Source organism: Pseudoalteromonas sp. APC 3893 (genome assembly GCF_030408095.1).
Lineage (GTDB): Bacteria > Pseudomonadota > Gammaproteobacteria > Enterobacterales > Alteromonadaceae > Pseudoalteromonas.
The window spans coordinates 43,130-63,615 of the sequence record NZ_JASDCD010000022.1 but is presented as its reverse complement, the minus strand read 5'-3'; the positions used below and the strand labels follow the sequence as shown (position 1 = coordinate 63,615).

General features: G+C 38.9%; 18 protein-coding genes, 8 tRNA genes and 1 rRNA gene. 5 read left to right on the top strand and 22 right to left on the bottom strand.

All coding sequences use genetic code 11. The annotated features are described in order from the left end of the window. Positions 1–204: ribosomal RNA gene (locus tag QMA12_RS18500) — 16S ribosomal RNA — on the bottom strand; the annotation flags it as partial. A gap of 652 nt (positions 205–856) precedes the next feature. Here QMA12_RS18500 and QMA12_RS18495 point away from each other — a divergent pair. Continuing rightward, the gene (locus QMA12_RS18495; RefSeq protein WP_290210971.1) at positions 857–2,278 is read left to right on the top strand and encodes a sodium:alanine symporter family protein; all 1,422 of its coding nucleotides are present in this window, start codon (positions 857–859) and stop codon (positions 2,276–2,278) included. Positions 2,279–2,337: 59 nt separating this feature from the next. On the opposite strand, the gene QMA12_RS18490 is transcribed toward QMA12_RS18495, so the two are convergent. The 18 genes from QMA12_RS18490 to QMA12_RS18405 form a co-directional block, all read right to left on the bottom strand. Next, positions 2,338–2,613 (bottom strand): hypothetical protein, encoded by a 276-nt coding sequence (locus tag QMA12_RS18490; protein ID WP_290210970.1) that lies wholly within the window; start codon positions 2,611–2,613, stop codon positions 2,338–2,340. Between the two features lie 279 nt (positions 2,614–2,892). Continuing rightward, a tRNA-Leu gene (locus QMA12_RS18485) sits at positions 2,893–2,979 on the bottom strand. Positions 2,980–3,016: 37 nt separating this feature from the next. Further along, positions 3,017–3,090, bottom strand: a tRNA-Cys gene (locus tag QMA12_RS18480). A gap of 19 nt (positions 3,091–3,109) precedes the next feature. After that, positions 3,110–3,185: transfer RNA gene (locus QMA12_RS18475), tRNA-Gly, on the bottom strand. Positions 3,186–3,331: 146 nt separating this feature from the next. Beyond that, positions 3,332–3,418, bottom strand: a tRNA-Leu gene (locus tag QMA12_RS18470). Positions 3,419–3,457: 39 nt separating this feature from the next. Further along, positions 3,458–3,533, bottom strand: a tRNA-Gly gene (locus tag QMA12_RS18465). 87 nt (positions 3,534–3,620) lie between these two features. Then, positions 3,621–3,707: transfer RNA gene (locus tag QMA12_RS18460), tRNA-Leu, on the bottom strand. Between the two features lie 36 nt (positions 3,708–3,743). Beyond that, positions 3,744–3,817, bottom strand: a tRNA-Cys gene (locus tag QMA12_RS18455). A 30-nt stretch (positions 3,818–3,847) separates the two neighbouring features. Further along, positions 3,848–3,923 (bottom strand) — tRNA-Gly (locus QMA12_RS18450). A 139-nt stretch (positions 3,924–4,062) separates the two neighbouring features. After that, on the bottom strand, positions 4,063–4,608 hold the full coding sequence (gene pgsA / locus QMA12_RS18445) for a CDP-diacylglycerol--glycerol-3-phosphate 3-phosphatidyltransferase (protein WP_087533266.1): 546 nt from the start codon (positions 4,606–4,608) through the stop codon (positions 4,063–4,065). 42 nt (positions 4,609–4,650) lie between these two features. Then, positions 4,651–6,474: an excinuclease ABC subunit UvrC gene (gene uvrC / locus QMA12_RS18440; RefSeq protein ID WP_290210969.1), complete on the bottom strand. Its 1,824-nt coding sequence runs from the start codon at positions 6,472–6,474 to the stop codon at positions 4,651–4,653. Between the two features lie 9 nt (positions 6,475–6,483). Continuing rightward, positions 6,484–7,134 (bottom strand): UvrY/SirA/GacA family response regulator transcription factor, encoded by a 651-nt coding sequence (gene uvrY / locus QMA12_RS18435; protein WP_087533264.1) that lies wholly within the window; start codon positions 7,132–7,134, stop codon positions 6,484–6,486. A gap of 108 nt (positions 7,135–7,242) precedes the next feature. Beyond that, positions 7,243–8,394: a dicarboxylate/amino acid:cation symporter gene (locus QMA12_RS18430; protein ID WP_290210968.1), complete on the bottom strand. Its 1,152-nt coding sequence runs from the start codon at positions 8,392–8,394 to the stop codon at positions 7,243–7,245. Positions 8,395–8,545: 151 nt separating this feature from the next. Next, the gene (locus tag QMA12_RS18425) at positions 8,546–8,950 is read right to left on the bottom strand and encodes a DUF1801 domain-containing protein (protein WP_290210967.1); all 405 of its coding nucleotides are present in this window, start codon (positions 8,948–8,950) and stop codon (positions 8,546–8,548) included. Between the two features lie 199 nt (positions 8,951–9,149). Further along, positions 9,150–9,992 carry an alpha/beta fold hydrolase gene (locus QMA12_RS18420; RefSeq protein ID WP_290210966.1) on the bottom strand — a complete coding sequence of 281 codons (843 nt, stop codon included), beginning with the start codon at positions 9,990–9,992 and terminating at the stop codon, positions 9,150–9,152. 36 nt (positions 9,993–10,028) lie between these two features. After that, positions 10,029–10,415 (bottom strand): DUF6768 family protein, encoded by a 387-nt coding sequence (locus tag QMA12_RS18415; protein ID WP_290210965.1) that lies wholly within the window; start codon positions 10,413–10,415, stop codon positions 10,029–10,031. A gap of 9 nt (positions 10,416–10,424) precedes the next feature. Continuing rightward, positions 10,425–10,943 (bottom strand): RNA polymerase sigma factor, encoded by a 519-nt coding sequence (locus QMA12_RS18410; RefSeq protein ID WP_290210964.1) that lies wholly within the window; start codon positions 10,941–10,943, stop codon positions 10,425–10,427. A gap of 128 nt (positions 10,944–11,071) precedes the next feature. Beyond that, complete coding sequence (locus QMA12_RS18405; RefSeq protein WP_290210963.1) at positions 11,072–13,951, bottom strand: insulinase family protein; 2,880 nt, start codon at positions 13,949–13,951, stop codon at positions 11,072–11,074. A gap of 170 nt (positions 13,952–14,121) precedes the next feature. Here QMA12_RS18405 and QMA12_RS18400 point away from each other — a divergent pair, with 170 nt between their 5' ends. Then, complete coding sequence (locus tag QMA12_RS18400) at positions 14,122–14,541, top strand: MAPEG family protein (RefSeq protein ID WP_290210962.1); 420 nt, start codon at positions 14,122–14,124, stop codon at positions 14,539–14,541. Positions 14,542–14,587: 46 nt separating this feature from the next. On the opposite strand, the gene QMA12_RS18395 is transcribed toward QMA12_RS18400, so the two are convergent. Then, on the bottom strand, positions 14,588–15,343 hold the full coding sequence (locus QMA12_RS18395; RefSeq protein ID WP_290210961.1) for a peptidylprolyl isomerase: 756 nt from the start codon (positions 15,341–15,343) through the stop codon (positions 14,588–14,590). A gap of 261 nt (positions 15,344–15,604) precedes the next feature. Between QMA12_RS18395 and QMA12_RS18390 the strand changes: the two genes are divergently transcribed. Together QMA12_RS18390 and ushA are read left to right on the top strand one after the other, a co-directional pair. After that, positions 15,605–15,802, top strand: a complete 198-nt coding sequence (locus QMA12_RS18390) for a hypothetical protein (protein WP_290210960.1) — start codon at positions 15,605–15,607, stop codon at positions 15,800–15,802. Between the two features lie 77 nt (positions 15,803–15,879). Continuing rightward, entirely contained in the window at positions 15,880–17,514 is a 1,635-nt protein-coding gene (gene ushA / locus QMA12_RS18385; protein ID WP_290210959.1) for a bifunctional UDP-sugar hydrolase/5'-nucleotidase UshA, read from the top strand. A gap of 43 nt (positions 17,515–17,557) precedes the next feature. On the opposite strand, the gene QMA12_RS18380 is transcribed toward ushA, so the two are convergent. Together QMA12_RS18380 and QMA12_RS18375 are read right to left on the bottom strand one after the other, a co-directional pair. After that, entirely contained in the window at positions 17,558–18,508 is a 951-nt protein-coding gene (locus QMA12_RS18380) for a hypothetical protein (RefSeq protein ID WP_290210958.1), read from the bottom strand. Continuing rightward, on the bottom strand, positions 18,501–19,316 hold the full coding sequence (locus tag QMA12_RS18375; RefSeq protein WP_254911213.1) for a hypothetical protein: 816 nt from the start codon (positions 19,314–19,316) through the stop codon (positions 18,501–18,503). Before QMA12_RS18375 ends, QMA12_RS18380 begins: the two co-directional genes overlap by 8 nt. Before the next feature lie 299 nt (positions 19,317–19,615). Between QMA12_RS18375 and QMA12_RS18370 the strand changes: the two genes are divergently transcribed. Next, on the top strand, positions 19,616–20,476 hold the full coding sequence (locus tag QMA12_RS18370; RefSeq protein ID WP_290210973.1) for a S1/P1 nuclease: 861 nt from the start codon (positions 19,616–19,618) through the stop codon (positions 20,474–20,476). Positions 20,477–20,486: the final 10 nt, after the last annotated feature.

Here is a 20,486-nt window from a genome sequence, read left to right as displayed (position 1 = left end):
AGCCCCCTTTGGTCCGTAGACATCATGCGGTATTAGCAGTCGTTTCCAACTGTTGTCCCCCACCTAAAGGCATGTTCCCAAGCATTACTCACCCGTCCGCCGCTCGTCAGCAAAGTAGCAAGCTACTCTCTGTTACCGCTCGACTTGCATGTGTTAGGCCTGCCGCCAGCGTTCAATCTGAGCCATGATCAAACTCTTCAATTAAAAGTTTTATGTTCCGAAGAACAGCTCAATGAATTCTGAATTTATTTAATATCTTTCGATATTGAATTGACTGTGCTGAATAATTACTAAAAGTAACTATTCTGTTGGTCACTCAGTTTCAATTGAGACTCTAAATTTGTTTGCCTCGTTACTTGCTCAATAAAGAACGAAGTAGTTTGGCTGTTAGAACTCAATCTGTACGAGTGCCCACACAGATGATTGCTTTATATTTTTAAAGAACGACGTTCTGGCTCAAGACTGAAGAACGTTGCGATTAAAGCGCTTTGCTTTATCTCGCTAGGGCTGCGCATGTTACGCTTTCCTATTTTTTTGTCAACACTTAATTTTAAACTTTTTAAAAATCTAAACTCAAGTTTTACTCGACTTACTAAGTGACTTGCTTGCCTCGCTAAGCGTTGCCTGCTCTGCCGTCTCAGTGGGGTCGCATTATAGGGAGAACAGATTTTTACGCAAGCGTTTTTATTCATAAATGTGCATTTAATTTTTCTACCCGTGATACCCAAAAGAAACTGACAACTTACTAACAAAACCCTGTGGATAACCCGCATTTTTTCATCTCTACACTAAACTATCAGTTCAGCTTATGGTAACTTGCCCGCTGTTTTACAAACTCGTTCATTAGGCATATAACATGATAGATATAATAAATAGTATAAGTGGACTATTATGGGGTCATATTCTCGTCTACTTATTAATAGCAGCTGGACTGTTCTTTACCATTAAACTTAAGTTCATTCAATTTGTGCAATTCCCTCACATGATTAAGGTCATGTTTAATTCTCGCCAATGTGATAAAAATGGCATTTCATCATTTCAAGCCTTTTGTACTTCTCTAGCAGCGCGGGTAGGTACTGGTAATATGGCGGGTGTTGCTGTAGCACTTTATTTAGGTGGTGCAGGTGCTATTTTTTGGATGTGGCTGATTGCATTAATAGGTATGGCTACCAGTTTTGCTGAAAGTACCTTAGCACAAGCGTATAAAACACGGGATGAACATGGTAACTTTCGTGGTGGCCCTGCTTATTATATGCAGTATGGTTTAGGTAAACGCTGGATGGGGGTGATATTCTCTCTGTGTCTAATTCTAGCCTTCGGTTTAGTGTTTAATGCTGTGCAATCAAATTCTATCGCCGCTGCATTTGAAGTGGCCTTTGATATACCTAACTACGTGGTTGGTTTAGTACTGGTACTCGGCTCTGGCATTATCATATTCGGTGGCCTTAAGACTATTTCACGTTTTGCTGAAATGGTAGTGCCGTTTATGGCCTTAGCTTACCTACTTGTTGCACTGTATGTGTGTGCAATGAATGCATCAGAATTACCAACCGTATTTATGCGTATTATTAATAGCGCATTTGGAATCGAGCAAGCTGGTGCAGGTGCGATTGGCTACGGTGTTATGCAAGCGATGATTCAAGGGATCAAACGCGGCCTATTTTCAAATGAAGCAGGCATGGGTAGTGCCGCAAACGCTGCTGCTACTGCAACACCTAATCCACCACACCCAGCATCACAAGGTTATGTACAAATGCTGGGAGTCTTTATTGATACGGTAGTGATCTGTAGTGCAACTGCTGCGTTGATATTACTTTCAGACCAGCTTGTCGCTGACTCAGGTGTTACAGGTATTGCTTTAACGCAAGCAGCACTTGAAGAACACGTTGGAAGTTGGGGGGCAGTCTTTGTTGCCATTGCTATACTGTTTTTTGCATTTACTTCTATTGTTGCTAACTATTCATATGCAGAAACTAATTTGCTCTTTCTAGAGCACAACCATGAACATGGTATGCTTATCTTCCGCATAATTGTACTTGCTATGGTGATGTTTGGCTCTGTAAGTGAACTAGGTCTAATTTGGACTTTAGCTGATATTTCCATGGGCTTGATGGCAATAGTAAACGTGATTGCCCTGTTTATGTTATCAGGTGTCGTATTTTGGCTTTCGAATGATTACAGCGCACAACGTAAAGCTGGAAAAATTCCGAGTTTCGATCCAACCCAGAACAAACAACTTGATCAAAGCATACCAAAAGGTATTTGGCATAAAGACTAATAGCTTTAGGTGTTAACTAAGGGAGCCTCAGTGCTCCCTTTTTGGTGTCTTGGTTTCATTTAATTTTTGTTTTCTACGATCAGCATAAAAATCCCCATTGCCTTATCTACTTGCTGTGAGTCAAATTTAGCTTCTAGCTCTTTGTTTAGCTGCTGTTGTAATTGTTGTTTAAGAGCTAACTTCTGTGCCGTTGACATCAGTTCTGAAGAGCGAGTTTGATACTCTTGTATTGCTGTCATCACCTTTTGGAATGCCCGTTTATCAATATTAGCAATAGAGGGTGATGACAGCTTTTCTGTGCCTGATGCAATTTTATCTTGAGGATGGTCGACCATTTGGCTTGCTTGGGCTACTAATCTACTTTGATGACTAATTTTAAGAACATCGCTTAACAGTAGATAAAACAATTGCCCCTGGTATGAAAAACAATGAAAACCCTAAACAGACATCAAATACAAATCCTACCCATAGTTGGTTAAGACCCAGCTTAAAGTTATCCATACAAAAACACTCTTAAACGTGCTGATAGCATAGATGTATAGTATTAAGATTAAAATAGGAATTAATTGGTAAGATATATTTCAGAAGAGTTTATTCTAATTAAAGAGATAAATTGGTGCCCGAGGCCGGACTTGAACCGGCACGACTTGTTAGTCGAGGGATTTTAAATCCCTTGTGTCTACCAATTCCACCACTCGGGCATCGAGTTTGCTATTTAAAGCATGTGGAGTAATTAAATGGAGGCGGAACCCGGAGTCGAACCGAGGTGGACGGATTTGCAATCCGCTGCATGGCCACTCTGCCATTCCGCCTTAACGCTTCCAAATAATTTGGAGCGGCACACGAGGCTCGAACTCGTGACCTCGACCTTGGCAAGGTCGCGCTCTACCAACTGAGCTAGTGCCGCATTAAACTTTGTCAGTAATTTGTACATTGCTGCGCGACCATGTCGCGGCAAAACGTTCTGGCAACTGAGCTAGTGCCGCATAAAACTTTTCAGTAATATAAATATTTTTATCTAACTTTTAATTATCTTGGTAGAATAATTAAAAGTGGTGCCCGAGGCCGGACTTGAACCGGCACGACTTGTTAGTCGAGGGATTTTAAATCCCTTGTGTCTACCAATTCCACCACTCGGGCATCGAGTTTGCTATTTAAAGCAAGTGGATAAAACTAATATGGAGCGGCACACGAGGCTCGAACTCGTGACCTCGACCTTGGCAAGGTCGCGCTCTACCAACTGAGCTAGTGCCGCATCATATTAATTCTAATTTTTACATAAACTAATTTATGTAACATTGTTTTTATAAATTACACTTGGCGATGTAATTCAACCACAAAGTGGTGCCCGAGGCCGGACTTGAACCGGCACGACTTGTTAGTCGAGGGATTTTAAATCCCTTGTGTCTACCAATTCCACCACTCGGGCATCGAGTTTGCTATTTAAAGCATGTGGAGTGTTGAATGGAGGCGGAACCCGGAGTCGAACCGAGGTGGACGGATTTGCAATCCGCTGCATGGCCACTCTGCCATTCCGCCCCAATACCGGGGTTAGCCTTTAAGATAAATTGGAGCGGCACACGAGGCTCGAACTCGTGACCTCGACCTTGGCAAGGTCGCGCTCTACCAACTGAGCTAGTGCCGCTTTCTTTATCTAAGGGGCTATGCCCTCTCAACACGGACGCATTCTACAGAGATTATTAAACGCGTCAATACAAAAAATGCTAGTTTTGAACTGTTTGATTATTTTTTATCTAAAACGGTGCGTTATTAGACGTTTACAATCAATTTTTAGTCAATTCACTCCATGCAGCTACTAAATATTGCAGCATTGAACTCAATGTTAAGAAGGTTGCAATGTACAATAAGCCATAGCTTAAGTACATCATCCATGTATCGTACTGCCAGATCAGACCTATTATAGCTAACATTTGTGCAGCTGTTTTGATCTTGCCCATATTAGATACGGCAACATTGCCTCTTTTTCCCTGCTCAGCCATCCATTCGCGTAAAGCCGATATAACTATCTCGCGACTGATAATAATTAGCGCTGGAATAGTCATATACATAGACTGATAATAACTCGATAGTGCAACGAGTGCAGCGCACACCATTACTTTATCAGCTACAGGATCTAAAAATGCACCAAAGGGAGTTGATTGCTCAAGCTTACGTGCTAAGTAGCCATCAAGAATATCGGTTATTGATGCAAGCCAAAAAATAAATGCGGCAGCAAAAAAGGCCCATGAATAAGGTAAATAAAATATCACCAAAAAAATGGGGATAAGAAAAAGTCTAAAGGTTGTGAGTGTGTTTGGAATATTCCACATAACTACTTGGAGATGTCTTTTTTTCTATATTCGCACGAAGGGCTAGCCCTTGTCATGCAAATGATTAAATATCTTCTCAGCCATGTCAGGGCTGATCCCAGGAACTTGCTTTAATTGGTCTATATTAGCAGTTTTTACACCCTGCATGCCCCCTAAAAATTTTAATAACGTTTGGCGTCGTACAGATCCCACACCACTTATCTCTTCTAGCAAGGATTGAGTGCGTTGTTTTTGACGTTTATTTCGGTGCCCTGCAATTGCAAAACGGTGTGATTCATCACGGATATGCTGAATTAAGTGTAACGCCGGTGCATCAGAATCCATAGGAATCGTTTTACGACCACCGTCAATTAATAATGTTTCTAAGCCTGGTTTACGGCTCGTACCTTTAGCAACACCAACTAACAGCGGCATTTTAACATGTGGCCAAGTTTCAAAATATTGCTCAGCTCGTGAAAGCTGCCCTTTACCACCATCTATAAAGATAACATCGGGAATTTTATCTTCATCAACAAGCTTGTTGTAACGCTTATTTAAAGCAAACTCCATCGCGGCATAGTCATCGCCTCCTGTGATACCTGTAACATTAAAGCGACGATACTCTTTGTTATTTGGCCCTTGGGAGTCAAATACAACACAACTCGCTACTGTGTTCTCACCCATAGTATGGCTGATATCAAAACATTCCATTCGATTAATATCATCTAGCCCTAAGGTTGCTTTAAGCTGCGCATAACGTTTATTGATTGAGTCGATGGTACTTTGTTTAACGGTTATACTATTTAATGCATTTTTATTCGCAAGTTGTAAGTACTGGCCACGCTCACCCCGGGTAACCGTTTTTAAGTTAACTTTTCGCTCACTTATTTGGCTCAATGCTTCACTCAGTACAGGAGCTTCTTCAAGCCCGAAAGGCAAAATAACTTCTTTTGCAATTCGACCCGTTGCCCCTGGAGCTAAATAATACTGCCCTAAAAATGAGGTTAAAATTTCTTCTTGTGATGAATCTTTAGGTACCTTAGGAAAATACGTTTTACTGCCCAGTACTTTGTGGTCGCGGATCATTAATAAGTGAATACCATTCAGTCCATTCAAATGAGCAAATCCTACCACGTCCATCTCAGCGTAATTACCTGAGATTGATTGCTGTTCTTGCATCTTACGCAATAACATAATTTGGTCACGTATCTTCGCAGCAAGCTCAAAGTGTAAAGCTTTACTGGCAGCTTCCATTTTACTAATAAGATCCGCGATAACTTCGTGAGACTTACCCGTTAAAAATTTACGAACATAATCGACTTGTTCAGTATATTCTTCATCACTTACTTTATTAACGCATGGCGCTGAACAACGCTTTAATTGATATTGTAAGCACGGACGGCTACGTGCACGGTAGTAAGCATCTTCACATTGACGAACAGGAAAAATCTTTTGCATTAAGCGCAAGCTTTCTGACACTGCACCTGCACTAGGAAAAGGGCCAAAGTATTCACCTTTTACCTTTCGGCTACCACGGTGAAACGCAAGTCGGGGATGCTTATGAGACGTTAATAAAATATAGGGATAAGATTTATCATCGCGCAGTAATATATTGTAGCGCGGTTGATATTTTTTTATTAAGTTGTTTTCAAGTAATAACGCTTCGGTTTCAGTATTCGTCAAGGTAATGTCGATACCACAAATATTACTAACTAATACACGTGTTTTACTGTCTGTTACATTACTACGAAAATAGCTACTAACACGCTTTTTAAGGTTTTTAGCCTTACCAACGTAGATAACCTTCTCTTCACTATCAAGCATCCTGTATACACCAGGTTCACTTGATAATGTTTTTAGAAAGTGGGCATGATCAAATTCGGCCATAAAACAGATTTAGTGCGAACTGTCTATGTCGATCATTTTATGGCGAATAGCCAAGTGTGTGAGCTCAACATCACCGCTTACATTAAGCTTTTCAAACATTCTATAGCGATAACTATTCACTGTTTTAGAACTTAAATTAAGGCGCTCAGCAATATCCTGCACTTTTTCACCTTTGGTGATCATTAACATGATTTGTAGTTCACGCTCAGATAAACTTTGGAATGGGTTTTCGTCAGTGCGCCCTGTAACTTGCGCCAACGCAATTTGTTGCGCTATTTCAGGAGCAATATAACGCTGGCCTGCATTTACGGCACGAATGGCATTTACCATTTCATCAGAGCCAGCCCCTTTAGTCAGGTAACCATGTGCACCAATTTGCATTACTTTACTTGGGAATGGATCTTCGCAATGTACCGTTAGCACAATAATTTTAACATCAGGGCAATAGCGGCAAATTTTCTTCGTCGCCTCTAGACCACCAATACCTGGCATGTTCATGTCCATTAAAACAATATCAGGTGAATGCTGGCGGCAAAATTGCACGGCCTCTTCACCTGTTTTTGCTTCACCAACCACTTTGAATCCACGAATATCATCTAATATACGTCTGATCCCTGTGCGTACAAGCTCATGGTCATCAACTAAAAGTACATTAATCAATGGAACACCCTCATATAACCTAACAGCATGTCATAACGACAATTTAATGCGTCACATTAACACATAAAAGATGAAACGATAACTGTATTATCGTTTCACAATACGAATTTAAGATGACGCTTTTTCACTAAAACGGTCAACCCACAAAGCAATTACACCATCACCGGTTACATTACAGGCAGTGCCAAAACTATCTTGTGCTAAGTAAAGTGCAATCATCAGCGCAACAGCACCTTCATTAAAACCAAGCATACTCGTTAATAAACCCAGCGCTGACATTACCGCGCCACCTGGTGCACCAGGCGCTGCAATCATCACGACACCTAACATCATAATAAATGGCAACATACCAAATAAAGACGGCACATCCATACTAGGTGATAAAAACATCACCGCCATCGCACACGTTACAATCGTGATGGTTGAACCCGATAGATGAATGGTGGCGCACAGTGGAACTGTAAAGTTAGCAACATCGTCTTTTACATCATTTGCTTTACTTGCACGCAATGATACAGGAATGGTCGCTGCACTAGACATAGTACCTAGCGCTGTAAAATAAGCAGGAAGCATATTTTTGATTAATTCAACAGGGTTTCTTTTTAATAAAATACCACTACCAATATAAAGAATGCTTAACCACAGCCAATGCATGACTAGCGCTGCAACAAGTACCACACCAAAAGTTTGTAATGTGTCTACAACAGTACCTGCCACTGTCATTTCTGCGAATACACCGGCAATATAAAATGGCAACGCCGGGATGATTACTTTTGCTAGTAAACCATCAATAACATCACGCCCCTGATCAGACACCTTTTTGAGCGTTTCTAGTTCAAGTTGGCTCATACCAATACCAAAAACAAACGCTGTCGCAAGGGCCGTCATTACACCCATTAGAGGAGGGATTTCTAAATCAATAAAACTGGCGACTTCTGTTGCAACTTCAGCTTCAAAACTCAGGCCACCATCAAACAGAGGTATAATAGCACTGACAACTAATACAGCTAACGTGCCCGCTATGACTGTCGAGCCATAAGCAAATCCAACCGTTTTGCCAAGTAAATGCCCTGATCCTTTTGGCAACCCAGCAATACCAGAGGCGATGAAGAATAGAATAATTAATGGGATAGTAAATGAAATCAATTGTCCTATGATTTCTTTAACAGTATAAAGAAGCTCAACACCTGTTAGCGGAACATATAAACCCACTAAAATACCGCCGAGTATACCAGCTATTAATTTTATTATTAACGTCATTATAGTCACTTCATAAATTCTAATATTGAAGTTTTAACATGTTTTTAAATACATGTGTCATAAAACAGCTTAAAAACTGTTTGTTTGCACAAAATATCTTCAGTCCACAACTTCAGTAGGTAAAAGTTACCTAAAATAATCATAAATAAATCTATGTACCTAATAATGGCAGGTGCTTTATTTTTTTGTAACGTAAGGCCAGAGACAAACAATGCGCAAGCTCTTTATTTGGCAATGTTTGGCTGATTTCAAATACCAACGCACGGTTGCCTTGATAGACAAAGGTATCACCATACAACTCTTTAAATGTGTCGATCAGTTTGGTTTTACAGTTAAAGTAAATACAAAATTGCTGCGGTGATTTTTCCTTATAATCAAATCGAATTGCTGAACCACTTTTAGAGATATAACTCGGCTCACCCCATTTGAGTGTTTCTTCAAGCTCACTGCTCCCTTCTTCAGTTGCAACCTTGAGGATTAAGCTCCTCACCTCATTTAATACAACAGCAACGTTTGCTGGGTAAGTGGCGAACTTTTTTCTTACCTGTTCATTCATATAGCATTCCTAAACTATAATAGATTTTTTCTTCAGCTCAAGTATGAGTCCTTTTTCGAGATTATTGCTTTGCTTGTGCTTGAGTAATTTAGCGTTAGTTAAAATAGTTCAACATCTATGTAATAACACTCAGTCCCACAGCAGAATTAAGAATAGCTCACTCTAAATTCTGACCTACTTAAAGCTTAGCAATATATAATCATGGATGCTTATTCTCATCCAGTATCTTTATTAAACGTCTTAACTCTCGTAGCACCAGCATAGGCTCATCATTTTGAATAAAGTGACCGCTTTTTTCGGTTAATACACTGTGCCCTTGAGGGAACTCAGCTGCCCAGCTCTGCCACATCTCCCCCCACATAATTCGGCCCTTGTCTGTATAAAATAAATTACTCGGTTCAGCCACTTTACGCACTGACGCAATAACTGTGACTGGTATATCTTTAATCTGTGGATAGTCTGGTAAAGGCCGTTTACTCCAAAAATCTAAATATTGATTCGACATCCCATTAGCCATATCAGTTAGTTTTATTTGCGCGATTTCTTTATTCCCTTGCTCTAAGTTTATGGCTCGCAGTATATCTATATCGTGTTCAGAAGAGGGGTCTAGCATGAGTAAAGCATTCAGCTGCTGTGGGTATTTTGCGGCAAAATCTCGCGCAATACTGCCGCCATAAGAATGTGCAACAAGTATCACTGGTTTTGAAATCTCCAGCGCCAACAAAAATTCACTAAGATGATCAGCATATTCCATTGACGTAAAATGTCGTTTAATTGCGGTTGAATTACCATTACCAACACGCGAGTATCGAATAACCTTAGTTTGCTCAGCTATGGAACTAAAAACCGAGTTCCAATCATCCAGACCAGCACTACCGCCCGCCTCTAGAACCACAATTTGTTTACCGGCACCTGCAATTTCATATTCCAAGTCAAAGCCATCTGCCTTTACAAATGCGGCTTTAACATTTGCAGCAAACAATAAAGAGAGAGCGAGTAACAAGAAGCTATTAGTATTAACGCCTAGAGATCTTAACTGCATTGTATTTTCCTTTTACATTTACATCTACATTTTAATTTAAGTTTGACTGTTGGAGCTTAAATGCTCACTGAGCATTAGCCTGATTTCAAGCTCGCTTCGCTTGATTTCTTTAGTTATCGATTGTCGGTTCATTTCCATAAACAGCCACAACTTTATTGCAATTTGCATCATTAAACTACTCACAAAACACACTGCCCAAAACAATTGCTGCTCGGAATTAAAAAATTGATACGCTGATAGTATAAAAATAGCTGTAAGTATAAAAGCGAAAAACGTACCTAAAATAGTCCAAATTCGCATTTTTCCCTTATATAAACCAGTTAGCTGTTTAAATAAACTAGGATCACTCTCTAAAAGAGACTCTAAATTGTGTTGCTCTGCTTGCAAACTCTGTTTAATTTTTTCATCAAAACTCATCATCATTCTCTCCAATTACTCATTTAACCCTATTGCCAGTTGCGCTCTTGCTCGGTGTAAGCGTGACTTTACCGTTCCAACCGCTACACCTGTTATTAAAGCAATGTCGCTAATTGACATTTGCTCAAGATAAAACAAATAAACACTGTGTCGTTCACTATCTGGTAGGTTATTTATTAGTTTCAGTAAATCAATCGATTGCTCATTACTGCTCGTCATATCTGTTGCTTGTTCATGCTTATCTGACTGAAAGCTTTCCATGATTTTACTTTTACGCGCTGCATCAATAAATTTGTGATACACCACTCTAAATAACCACGCTTTGAATACGCTTGGCTCTTTTAGTTTACGAATATCTTTTGCCACAACAGTCCACGCTTCTTGCGTAATATCCTTTGCTAAGTCCGTCTGCTTGCACAACTTCATCGCGAAGAGAAAACTGGGTCTATATAAAAAGTTGCATAACAAATTAAATGCAGACTCATCCCCTTGCTGTGCATTAATTACAGTCAGTGTCATTTGCGTCGAGTTCATGCATTTCCCTAATTTCTTTTCTACAAGACGGTTAAGCTAAACAAAAGGTTCGCAATATTTTTATATTTTACAAAAAAGCCCAAGCAGTTGCTTGGGCTCATTGTGAAATTTTCACTTAAAAAAATTAATTACTTTTGCAACTTAATACCATCAAAGTGCATTTGTAAGTCTGTGATTTTTATTTGCTTCGGTAAATCTGCAAATGGCTTATCGGCAAATTTACTGCCCCGTAACTGCACATTTAGGCGTGCTGCTTGTGGGTTTAGCATGGTTTGTTTGTAGTAGTCTTTAATATCCGCAAGGGTTACTTTTTCGACTTCTGCGATTAACTTTTCTTTTGAGTCAAAATCAAAGTTCTCGCGGTACCAATCACCAATTAATGGGCCCATTTCATCACTTAAGTTTTTAGGTTGCTCCTTAAGTGAAACAAGTGTAGCGTTTTTAAGTTGAGCAAATGTTTCTTCACTCATGTTATCAAGCTCTACTGCGTATTGCTTTTTAAACTCATCAAAACGTGCTTGCATATCTTTCGGCCCTTTCACAGGCGTTTGAATAAACAGGCCTATGGCTGAATAGTCTTCAATTGGGCGGGCCAGTGCACCTACCGCATAAGCAAGCTGCTCTTCTGTTCGCATTTTATCAAACGCGATAGTTCTAAAGTGATCTTGCAGTACTTGAGCTTGTGCTTTTTGTTTATAACCAGCCACAGGGTGCACGGTCATATCGATAATCGCCACATCTGCCACATCAATGTCTTTTTGCAAGACAATAGTTTCACCATCTTGTGGTAACCAAGCCTTACTACGCGCAAAGTCAGTAGATTGATGGTTTTGCGGTAATACATCTGTTAGCTCTTTCGCAATAGCTTCAACGTCTTGTTGATTGTAATTACCAAAGGTAAATACACGAAGCTCATTATTGCTAAAAGTGTGTTGCTTTAGTTGCTCAAACTCAGCAAGCGTAATTGATTGGGCGGTTTTAATTAATTCGTCCGTATCAAAGCTACCCGTTCTGATCAGCTTTGAATATTCGTCAAACGCTTGATAGAAAGGAAATTGCTTTTGTTTATTGAGTAAGCCACGTTGGAAGCGGTCTAGCGCTTGCGCTAAACCTTGCTCTGTTGTTTGTACATTAATTGACTCAAGTGCTTGCGCAAGTAATTCGTCTTGTTTATCTGTAAAACCACTTAATGACAAAGTTAAACCATTACTCGCTTCTAAGCCAACACTCATGCCCGCTACAGCGGCTTCAGTACTCAGTTTACTTTGCTGTAAGTTGTATAAATCAGCCCATACTGAATAAAGCACTTTTGCTTTGATGTCGGTTAATGCATCAGGCGTATTTAAATAAACCTCAACTAAGCCTTTTGGTTGCTCTGCAAAATTTTGACTTGCTTGACGCCATACTTTTACGCCATTTTTATCATAAACAAGTTGAGGGTGTTTTTGCTGAGCAAACTCAGTAGTTTTAATAGCAAAGCTTTCTGGTAACAAACGGTTTACCGTAGGAAGTGCAAGCTCAAACTCACTTGGCTTACTCCAGCTTGCAACTTCGGTTTCACTAATATCTTCAATACGGTATTTACCGTCATAAAAATGCAGTTGTGAATCTGTTTCTTCTTGTTTAGAGGTATACCAAATGCGCAATGTGTCAGCATTTAGTTGCTCAAGCACTCGGTTAATTGCATCGGCGTCAAATTTTGCATAATGATACGGTGCATTAATAGCATGATTTACTGGGTATTCTTGCATGCTGCCAGCAAGGTTACTGACATAGCCAAACTCATCACCTTTCTCTAAGAATTGGAATTGATTATTTAACGATGTACGAATTTCATTAAAGTACTTACTATCAACCCCTTCTTTTTTAATAAGATCAATATACTGCATTATTGTTGCAACTATTGTCTCGCGATTCTTCATGCCTTCGTCAGTTAGCTGAATATCAACCGTTAAAGCGCCATAATTACCGTAGTGAGTAGGAGAGCTACTTGCTGAAAGTTGAGAAACCCAGCCCTTATCACGTAGTATTTGTGCTGGGCTGCCCTGCATTTCATTGCTTAATAAGTAAGCCACAAAACGGTTAGGTTTAACAGCAAACTCATCGCTGTTATCGGTGATCGTGAAATCAAGTTGAAGCTGCTTTACATCTTCGTTTGGTGAGTAATGGACACGTTTACCACCAATGTTTTCAAAGTCTAACTTTTTAGTGACCGTTGGTTTTTCGATTTTTTTATCTTCAATATCTGCAAAATACTTCTGTGCTTTTGCTTGCATTTCACTTAATGGCAAGTTCGAAATCATCGCCACTTTCATAATATTAGATGAATAGTATTTATTATAAAAATCAACTGTTTCTTTATGTAATGAACTGCCTTCTTTATCACCTAACGTTTCAAGGTTACCTATTAAAAAGCGATTTGCGGGGTGATCGCCCATCATTTTACGGGCAAGTTTAAATTGACCAAAAAAGTCCATTTCACGGCGCATTGACCACTCAGCATTCACCGCGTTCTTTTCTTTATCCGTGTATTCAGGGTAAAGTTTGGGTGATTTGAAAAAATCAGCAAAGCGGTCAAGTGCTTCATCGTAGGCGTCATTATTCACTTTAAACATATAATTGGTGATATCTAACCATGTATATGCGTTATGTGCGCCGCCATTTTTGGTCATAAAATCAGAGTAGCCCTTTGTATCAGGGTAGCGTTCTGTACCTAAAAACAACATATGCTCTAAATAATGCGCCATCCCCTGTTGACTCATTGGATCATGTAACAAGCCTACGCCTACGCTCAGCGCCGCGGCAGATTTTTCAGCACTCGGGTCTGAGACTAAGATAACTTCAATTTCGTTTGCTAATTTTAACGTTTTATATTCGCGGTTATCATTTGGACTTATTACTAAAGTATCTGATAATAATGAGGTTTGCTGTTGAATTGGTGTAGTGGTTGTGCCACAACCCGTTAATACGGCAAGTGCAATTGCACTTAGGGTTATAATTTTTTTCATGCTCAAGGTTAATCCATCACTTTATGTTATGGTTGAATCATCGGTAAATATCAAAATGCTTGCAATGATTTTCCTATATACTTTGTAACACATTGTAAATTACAAAAACAAACCGATAGTTTATACGCATCTTAGAGACAACCCCTTACAAACCAATAAAGGATACTAAAATGGAAAAATATTTACTGTTAGCTATGTTTGTTCAAGTCTTACTTACTTTTACCGTCATGGTTATAATGGGCCGTCGTCGCTTTGCCGCTGCAAAAAATAAAGCAATAACTATGGGTGACTTTGCAACGATGAAATTAGATAACGCGGGCGATACCGTGCGCGTAGCAGATAGAAATTTTGTTAATCAATTTGAAATTCCAGTGTTATTTTTTGTTGTCAGCCTTGTTGCGATACAAATTAATACTGTAGGTTACTTATTTACTTTAATTGCGTGGGGTTTTGTCGCTTCGCGCATTATTCATACTGTTATCCACATTGGTGCTAATAGTTTAAAACCTCGCTATTACTGCTTTTTAGTCGGCTGTTTATTGGTTTTAGCCATGTGGGTATTAGTTATACTTCGCGTATTTGGGGTTTAAAAACGAATTAGGATCGCTAGTCAGCGTGATAGCGATCCTAAATACTTTATAATTTACCGCGGCGCTTCAGACCTAGTAATATTAAAGGTAACGCAAACCAGCCCACACTACCACTTGAATCAATATCAATAGGTTCTGATGTAGTATCTTCATCAATAAGCGTATTTTCGGTTGGTGATAAATTCACTGACGAATTAGGGTCATCATCTACCACAACCGCACTATTAATAGGGACTAAGTTAGCAACAGTAATCACTGTTTCTGCATCGGCACATTGTTCTGTGGTAATGTTAACAACAGGTGTAGTGCCAAACTTAGTCTCACAATGAACTAGCCCAGCAATCGCATTTAATACCTCATAACTATCTTCTGTTATTTGTCCAAATACAGTAAAGCCCCCATTTTGAACGTCCAAGTTGGCGCTATTGTCTTTTAAGTTAAAAAACCATTGGCTAGTTGCACTGTTTTCATTACTGCCTAGCTTAGCCATCGCAATCGTGCCTTTTACATTAGATAACACGGGCTCATTGGTTACAGCGGACTGTGTCTCTATGGCTTCAAAATCATCGGTGAAAGTAAAGCCACCCCCTTGGATAACAAAATCATCCACGGAGCGATGAATAACGGTCTCATTATATGCATCGTTCACGACGTAGCTTAAAAAGTTCTCAACTGTTTTAGGTGTGTGTTGGTCAAATAAATTGATGGTAATTGTGCCCTGCGAAGTATGCATTTCTACAACGCTAGCATGAGTAGAAAAAGATAGGGCAGCGAGCACACTGCTCAATAATAGTTTTTTCATTAACTTTCTTTCCACGGTTATGTTGTTGTTATGTGAATTTAATGAAAAGAATAAATGACTTGGTTGATAATTACGATAGCTGCAACGTGCTTTACACAAAACATACCGCAATGATTACAATTTGGTTACAACCACTTACATTTAGCGCTTATTCGCTGACGTTATAGAAGTACATTATTTAAAACTAAACGATCTCAATTAGGGATTTGTATTTTGTTACCATGACCACGACAATAAAAACACACAATAGGATTAACCGTCATGGCACATAGCAATGAACATATTTGCGACTTTGGCTTACATCAAGGCCAATCTTATACCCAACTTTCAGCGAGCTTTTTAAATTGGATGGTGGGCAGCAATCATGAAAAATCGGCATTGGCAGAACAAGAATTACAACGCAGACAACTTGCTGCAACGGGTCAATTACCTCAGCAAAATGACATAAAAATAGAATAATTACGTTATTTTGCAATGAAACTAGTTTAAACTATGCGCTTAATAAATAGCACAGTACTGACAACACGGGTCACATTATGCGCATACTATTTTTAATTTTTATTTTACTAAGCATCAGTGCATGTAGTAATAACCAACCTCCTGCTGATACCCTTTCTAACAATCGGGTTCAGTATCTAACCGTTTTACACACCAATGATAATCATGGTCGCTTTTGGCATAATGAAAAAGGCGAGTACGGTATGGCCGCCCGTAAAACCTTAATAGATCAATTTCGCACTGAGGCGACTGAGCAGGGTCATGCGGTACTACTGCTTTCTGGTGGCGATATTAACACAGGGATCCCAGAGTCCGACTTACAATTTGCTGAACCTGATTTCAAAGGGATGTCGTTAATTGGCTATGATGCAATGGCATTAGGTAACCATGAATTCGATAATCCATTAACAGTATTAAGTAAGCAGCAACAATGGGCTAATTTCCCGCTTTTATCCGCTAATATTTTTGATAAAAAAACCGGAAAGAATGCGTTTCAAGAATATAAGATTTTTAACAAACAAGGCCTTAAAATAGCCGTTATCGGTTTAACAACCACAGATACAGCGAAGATTGGTAACCCCCAGTATATTGGTGGTTTAGAGTTTAAAGAGCCCATTGCAGTCACCAATGCATTAGTTACAAAAATAAAAAAACAATACCAACCAGATATTGTCATTGCAGTAACCCACATGGGTCACTATGTTGATGCATCATACGGTATTAATGCCCCAGGCGATGTTACACTTGCTCGCTCACTACCTAAAAATACCTTGGATATGATCATTGGTGGTCATTCTCAAGAGCCAATCTGTATGGCTGGCAACAATAAAAATGATGATGACTTCAAGCCGGGTAAAGCATGTAAACCTGACCAACAAAATGGTACTTGGATCATGCAGGCCCATGAATGGGGAAAATACGTAGGTAAGGCAGAGTTTAAACTCGAAAACGGCGAACTAACTTTACTTAACTACACATTGCTACCTGTCAATCTATACATTGACGCACAGCAAGCTGACGGTACACTCAAGCCCGTCTTAGCAAATGAATATATTAAACCAAACCCTGAACTAAAAGCCTTTTTATCTGAGTATCAAGCAAAAGGAGCTAAACAAATTGAGGGTAAAATCGGGTTTGTGGATGCCAAGCTCGAAGGTGACCGTAATAAAGTTCGCTATCAACAAACAAACTTAGCTCGTGTGATTATTCAGGCGCAGATGGACAGCGTAGGGGCTGATTTTGGCATTATCAGTGGCGGCGGAGTACGTGATAGCATCGCTGCAGGCGAAGTTAGCTACAAAGATATTTTAAAAGTACACCCTTTTAAGAACCGTATTACGTATATGGATTGGCAAGGACAAGAGCTTTGGGATTACCTAGAGGTTGTAACAAGTTTTCCGCCTGATGCAGGAGCCTATTTACAATACCATAAACTGAGCTTTGAACGTGACGATAATAAGCTGATCAGTGTATCAATTAACAATGAGCCATTTGATATAAACCGTACCTACCGAATGAGTATTAATAGTTATAATGCGTCTGGTGGTGATGGCTACCCAGCCCTGATTAATCGTCAAGGCTATGTCAGTACTGAGGATACGGATGCACAAGCGCTTAAGCGATTCTTTGAAGCAAACAGCCCTGTAAAAGCCGTTGAATTTTCACCCAAATAGGTTACACATGTATTGAGGTGATAAATCACCTCAATACTCAACTTTATTTACCAACCACCTCAATATCATCGCTACTTATTTGGCTTAAGCCATAACTATGTAAACGAGACCGAGACCCCTCACCATGTGCTTTTGGTGGGTAGTACACGCCTTTTGATTCAGGGTGCTCTATCAAGACTTCGTCAAGTGCTGCTCTGATCTCACTCAGCGTTTTCTCAAGGCTGTTAGTAAAATTAGGCCGCTTGCGTATAGTGTGCCCGAGCTCTGTAAGTCGGTAGAAATATTTATTCGCTATCTCTAATAGTTCTTCTGGTACGTCTTTATTCTGGTTCAAAAGCACATCAGGGTTATCGATACAAAAATCTATTAAAGCTAAGTAAAAGCAAAGTGGTTTATTAGCTAATACAACACTTTCTCCCGGATTTCTGCTATTAACAACCGTTTTTGTATTTAGATCTATTATTAGTTTTAATGGATCAGGGTCTTTTAATATGGCAGCATCTTTACGCTTTGAATTTTCACCAGATTTCGAGTTGTTTATTTGTTTAGCCCAACATCCAAACCCAATAGCTACCCCTGCTAAAATTATTAGTATAAACACATCATTGCGCTGCCAAAAACGTTGTTCTAGGTGGAATTTTACAACAATATTTTCGTCGCTGGTGAGCAAGTACCTTTCTATATGCTCATACTGAGCCACATCGTCATGTAAAAAAAACACATCACCAATTGCTACAAGCCGCATATTACTTCTAGGTGCGATCGCGTTATTTATACTTTCGATATAATCTTTTACTGCCTCATCATTACCTGAATGCTTTAAAAAAGTATTAGATAAATCAAGCCTTGGTAGATCCAAAGCTATTCGGGTTTTGATTTGTGAAACTAAATGGTTACTTACGTTTTTTTGCTTTACATAAGTAGCAGTTTTAAAAATAACTAAGGAAGCTATAAAGATCAATAAAACAGTTACCTGTATCATTCGCTTACTCATCTTCAGCTCCTAAAAATACAATTTTAGAGTCACTGCACCGCCAATAAGCTTGAACATCATTAAAGTAAATTGATGTTTGCGATTTTGATAAATCGAGTAAACGCGTTTGAATTGCACAGAGTAAATCAGTATTGTCATGATCCATTTTTAAATACCAACGTGTTCCAACAATGTTATTACTAATTGGCGTTATATAGTTTTTCGAGAAGTGATGTTGATCATCGTTTTTCCAGAACGATGCAATAATATCAACCTGCCCATTAGCGAGTAACTCTCTTAATTCGCTATGGGAGCTTGCATATGTGATCTTCAAATTTGCTAAGTTTATATCTAAGTCTTTAAATTTTTGTTTAGGTAATATATGCCCTGACCGGCTCGTAGGATAATCTAACAAGCCAATTCTTTTATCTAAAAAGTATTCTTTAGTTATTTTTGGCTTCTCTTTAGCTGATATAAAAAATGCGGTGTAGCTGGGAAACCCAACAATGGGTTGGTAATTATAAGTTGATTCAGCTTTAAAAGCCGACATGATGTTATCTTTTGCTAAGATCAGATCAGCAATACCTTTTCCAATAAACTCTATGCTATCAGCGGTTCTGTATCCCCAAAACCCCACGACTTCGCCATACTGCTTTGCTACCACAATATCTTTACATAGGCTGTCTATTAAAGCATTTGCAACCTTCTTAGAGCTAGCATAAATAATCAACTGCTCGGCATTTTTATTCGCATTGGTGCTACATCGACTCGATGTGTCAATTATAGGCTTCAGTTCAACCAACTCTTCAGTAAAATGAGCTCTACTCAATGACCACAACAACACAAAAAACAGTAGTAAAACTGTAACAAATGTTGATTCTGATAAGGCTAGCTGTTTAATTTTCAAATCTTCAACAATTAAAAATAGAACACACCTCTATTTGAACAAGATTAATTACTTATTACAATAGGTAATTTTACCTGACAAAATTAAGCATTTGATATTTATGTATTTTAAACAAGTAAACATGAATATTATTGAGTCCTTTCTATTTCTTTACAAAATCAGCACAATTAGCAGCTAAGAATATTGCGCTAAGCAGTGAATTTATTTTTAGGAAAATATTAATGTTCAGTAAACTAATTATCGGACTAAGTTATCTCTTTGCCATTTCCACTCTTTTTACAGCACAAAGTGCTCTAGCTTGGGGCCAAAATGGCCATAGAATCGTAGGTCAAATTGCCGATAATCATATAACTATGCAAACCAGAGAATCACTTGCTGAGCTCCTAGAAGATGAAAGCCTTGCGCAAATATCTACATGGGCTGATGAAATGCGCTCAAATCCAGAACCTTTTTGGCAAAAAAAATCTTCACGCTGGCATTATATTAATGCACCTACCGGTTCTTCATCTTTTACTCATGATCATTCCCACAAGTTAAATAAAGATAATGTTAAAAATATTTTAGATGGTATGTACTTCGCTATAGAAACTTTAAAAGATGAAAAAAGTTCGCTTGATGCTAAACGTTTTAGTCTACGTTTTTTGGTACACCTAGTAGGAGACAGCCATCAACCTTTTCATGCTGGTCGTGCAGCTGACAGAGGTGGAAACCGAATTAAAGTAACTTTCTTTGGTGATGAAACTAATTTGCACTCTTTATGGGATACAAAATTAGTCGAAAATGAAAATTTGTCATTTACAGAATTTGCTCAGTTTATTGATACAAACAATGCAGAAATAATTGCAGATTACCTTGCCAGCAACCCAGAACAATGGCTAACAGAGTCCCATAATTTAGCGACTAAATTATACAACATGGATTCTGATGAAATCAGCTATAGCTATATTTATAACAACACACCAATAATAAAAACTCGCTTACAGCAAGCAGGTATAAGACTCGCAGGATTATTGAATAGTTTATTTGATAATTCAGCAAAACCGTTAGAAAAGGCACTTAAGATGCCAACTAACATTAAGTAACGATAATCCT

Excerpts from the sequence above, each read along its gene's own strand:
- QMA12_RS18400 (WP_290210962.1), top strand. The coding sequence starts at position 14,122 with ATGGAAAAATATTTACTGTTAGCTATGTTTGTTCAAGTCTTACTTACT.
- QMA12_RS18380 (WP_290210958.1), bottom strand. The coding sequence starts at position 18,508 with ATGAGTAAGCGAATGATACAGGTAACTGTTTTATTGATCTTTATAGCT.
- ushA (WP_290210959.1), top strand. The coding sequence starts at position 15,880 with ATGCGCATACTATTTTTAATTTTTATTTTACTAAGCATCAGTGCATGT.
- QMA12_RS18405 (WP_290210963.1), bottom strand. The coding sequence starts at position 13,951 with ATGAAAAAAATTATAACCCTAAGTGCAATTGCACTTGCCGTATTAACG.
- QMA12_RS18410 (WP_290210964.1), bottom strand. The coding sequence starts at position 10,943 with ATGAACTCGACGCAAATGACACTGACTGTAATTAATGCACAGCAAGGG.
- pgsA (WP_087533266.1), bottom strand. The coding sequence starts at position 4,608 with ATGTGGAATATTCCAAACACACTCACAACCTTTAGACTTTTTCTTATC.
- QMA12_RS18415 (WP_290210965.1), bottom strand. The coding sequence starts at position 10,415 with ATGATGATGAGTTTTGATGAAAAAATTAAACAGAGTTTGCAAGCAGAG.
- QMA12_RS18425 (WP_290210967.1), bottom strand. The coding sequence starts at position 8,950 with ATGAATGAACAGGTAAGAAAAAAGTTCGCCACTTACCCAGCAAACGTT.
- QMA12_RS18490 (WP_290210970.1), bottom strand. The coding sequence starts at position 2,613 with ATGGTCGACCATCCTCAAGATAAAATTGCATCAGGCACAGAAAAGCTG.
- QMA12_RS18430 (WP_290210968.1), bottom strand. The coding sequence starts at position 8,394 with ATGACGTTAATAATAAAATTAATAGCTGGTATACTCGGCGGTATTTTA.
- QMA12_RS18390 (WP_290210960.1), top strand. The coding sequence starts at position 15,605 with ATGGCACATAGCAATGAACATATTTGCGACTTTGGCTTACATCAAGGC.
- QMA12_RS18495 (WP_290210971.1), top strand. The coding sequence starts at position 857 with ATGATAGATATAATAAATAGTATAAGTGGACTATTATGGGGTCATATT.
- QMA12_RS18395 (WP_290210961.1), bottom strand. The coding sequence starts at position 15,343 with ATGAAAAAACTATTATTGAGCAGTGTGCTCGCTGCCCTATCTTTTTCT.
- uvrC (WP_290210969.1), bottom strand. The coding sequence starts at position 6,474 with ATGGCCGAATTTGATCATGCCCACTTTCTAAAAACATTATCAAGTGAA.
- QMA12_RS18420 (WP_290210966.1), bottom strand. The coding sequence starts at position 9,992 with ATGCAGTTAAGATCTCTAGGCGTTAATACTAATAGCTTCTTGTTACTC.
- QMA12_RS18370 (WP_290210973.1), top strand. The coding sequence starts at position 19,616 with ATGTTCAGTAAACTAATTATCGGACTAAGTTATCTCTTTGCCATTTCC.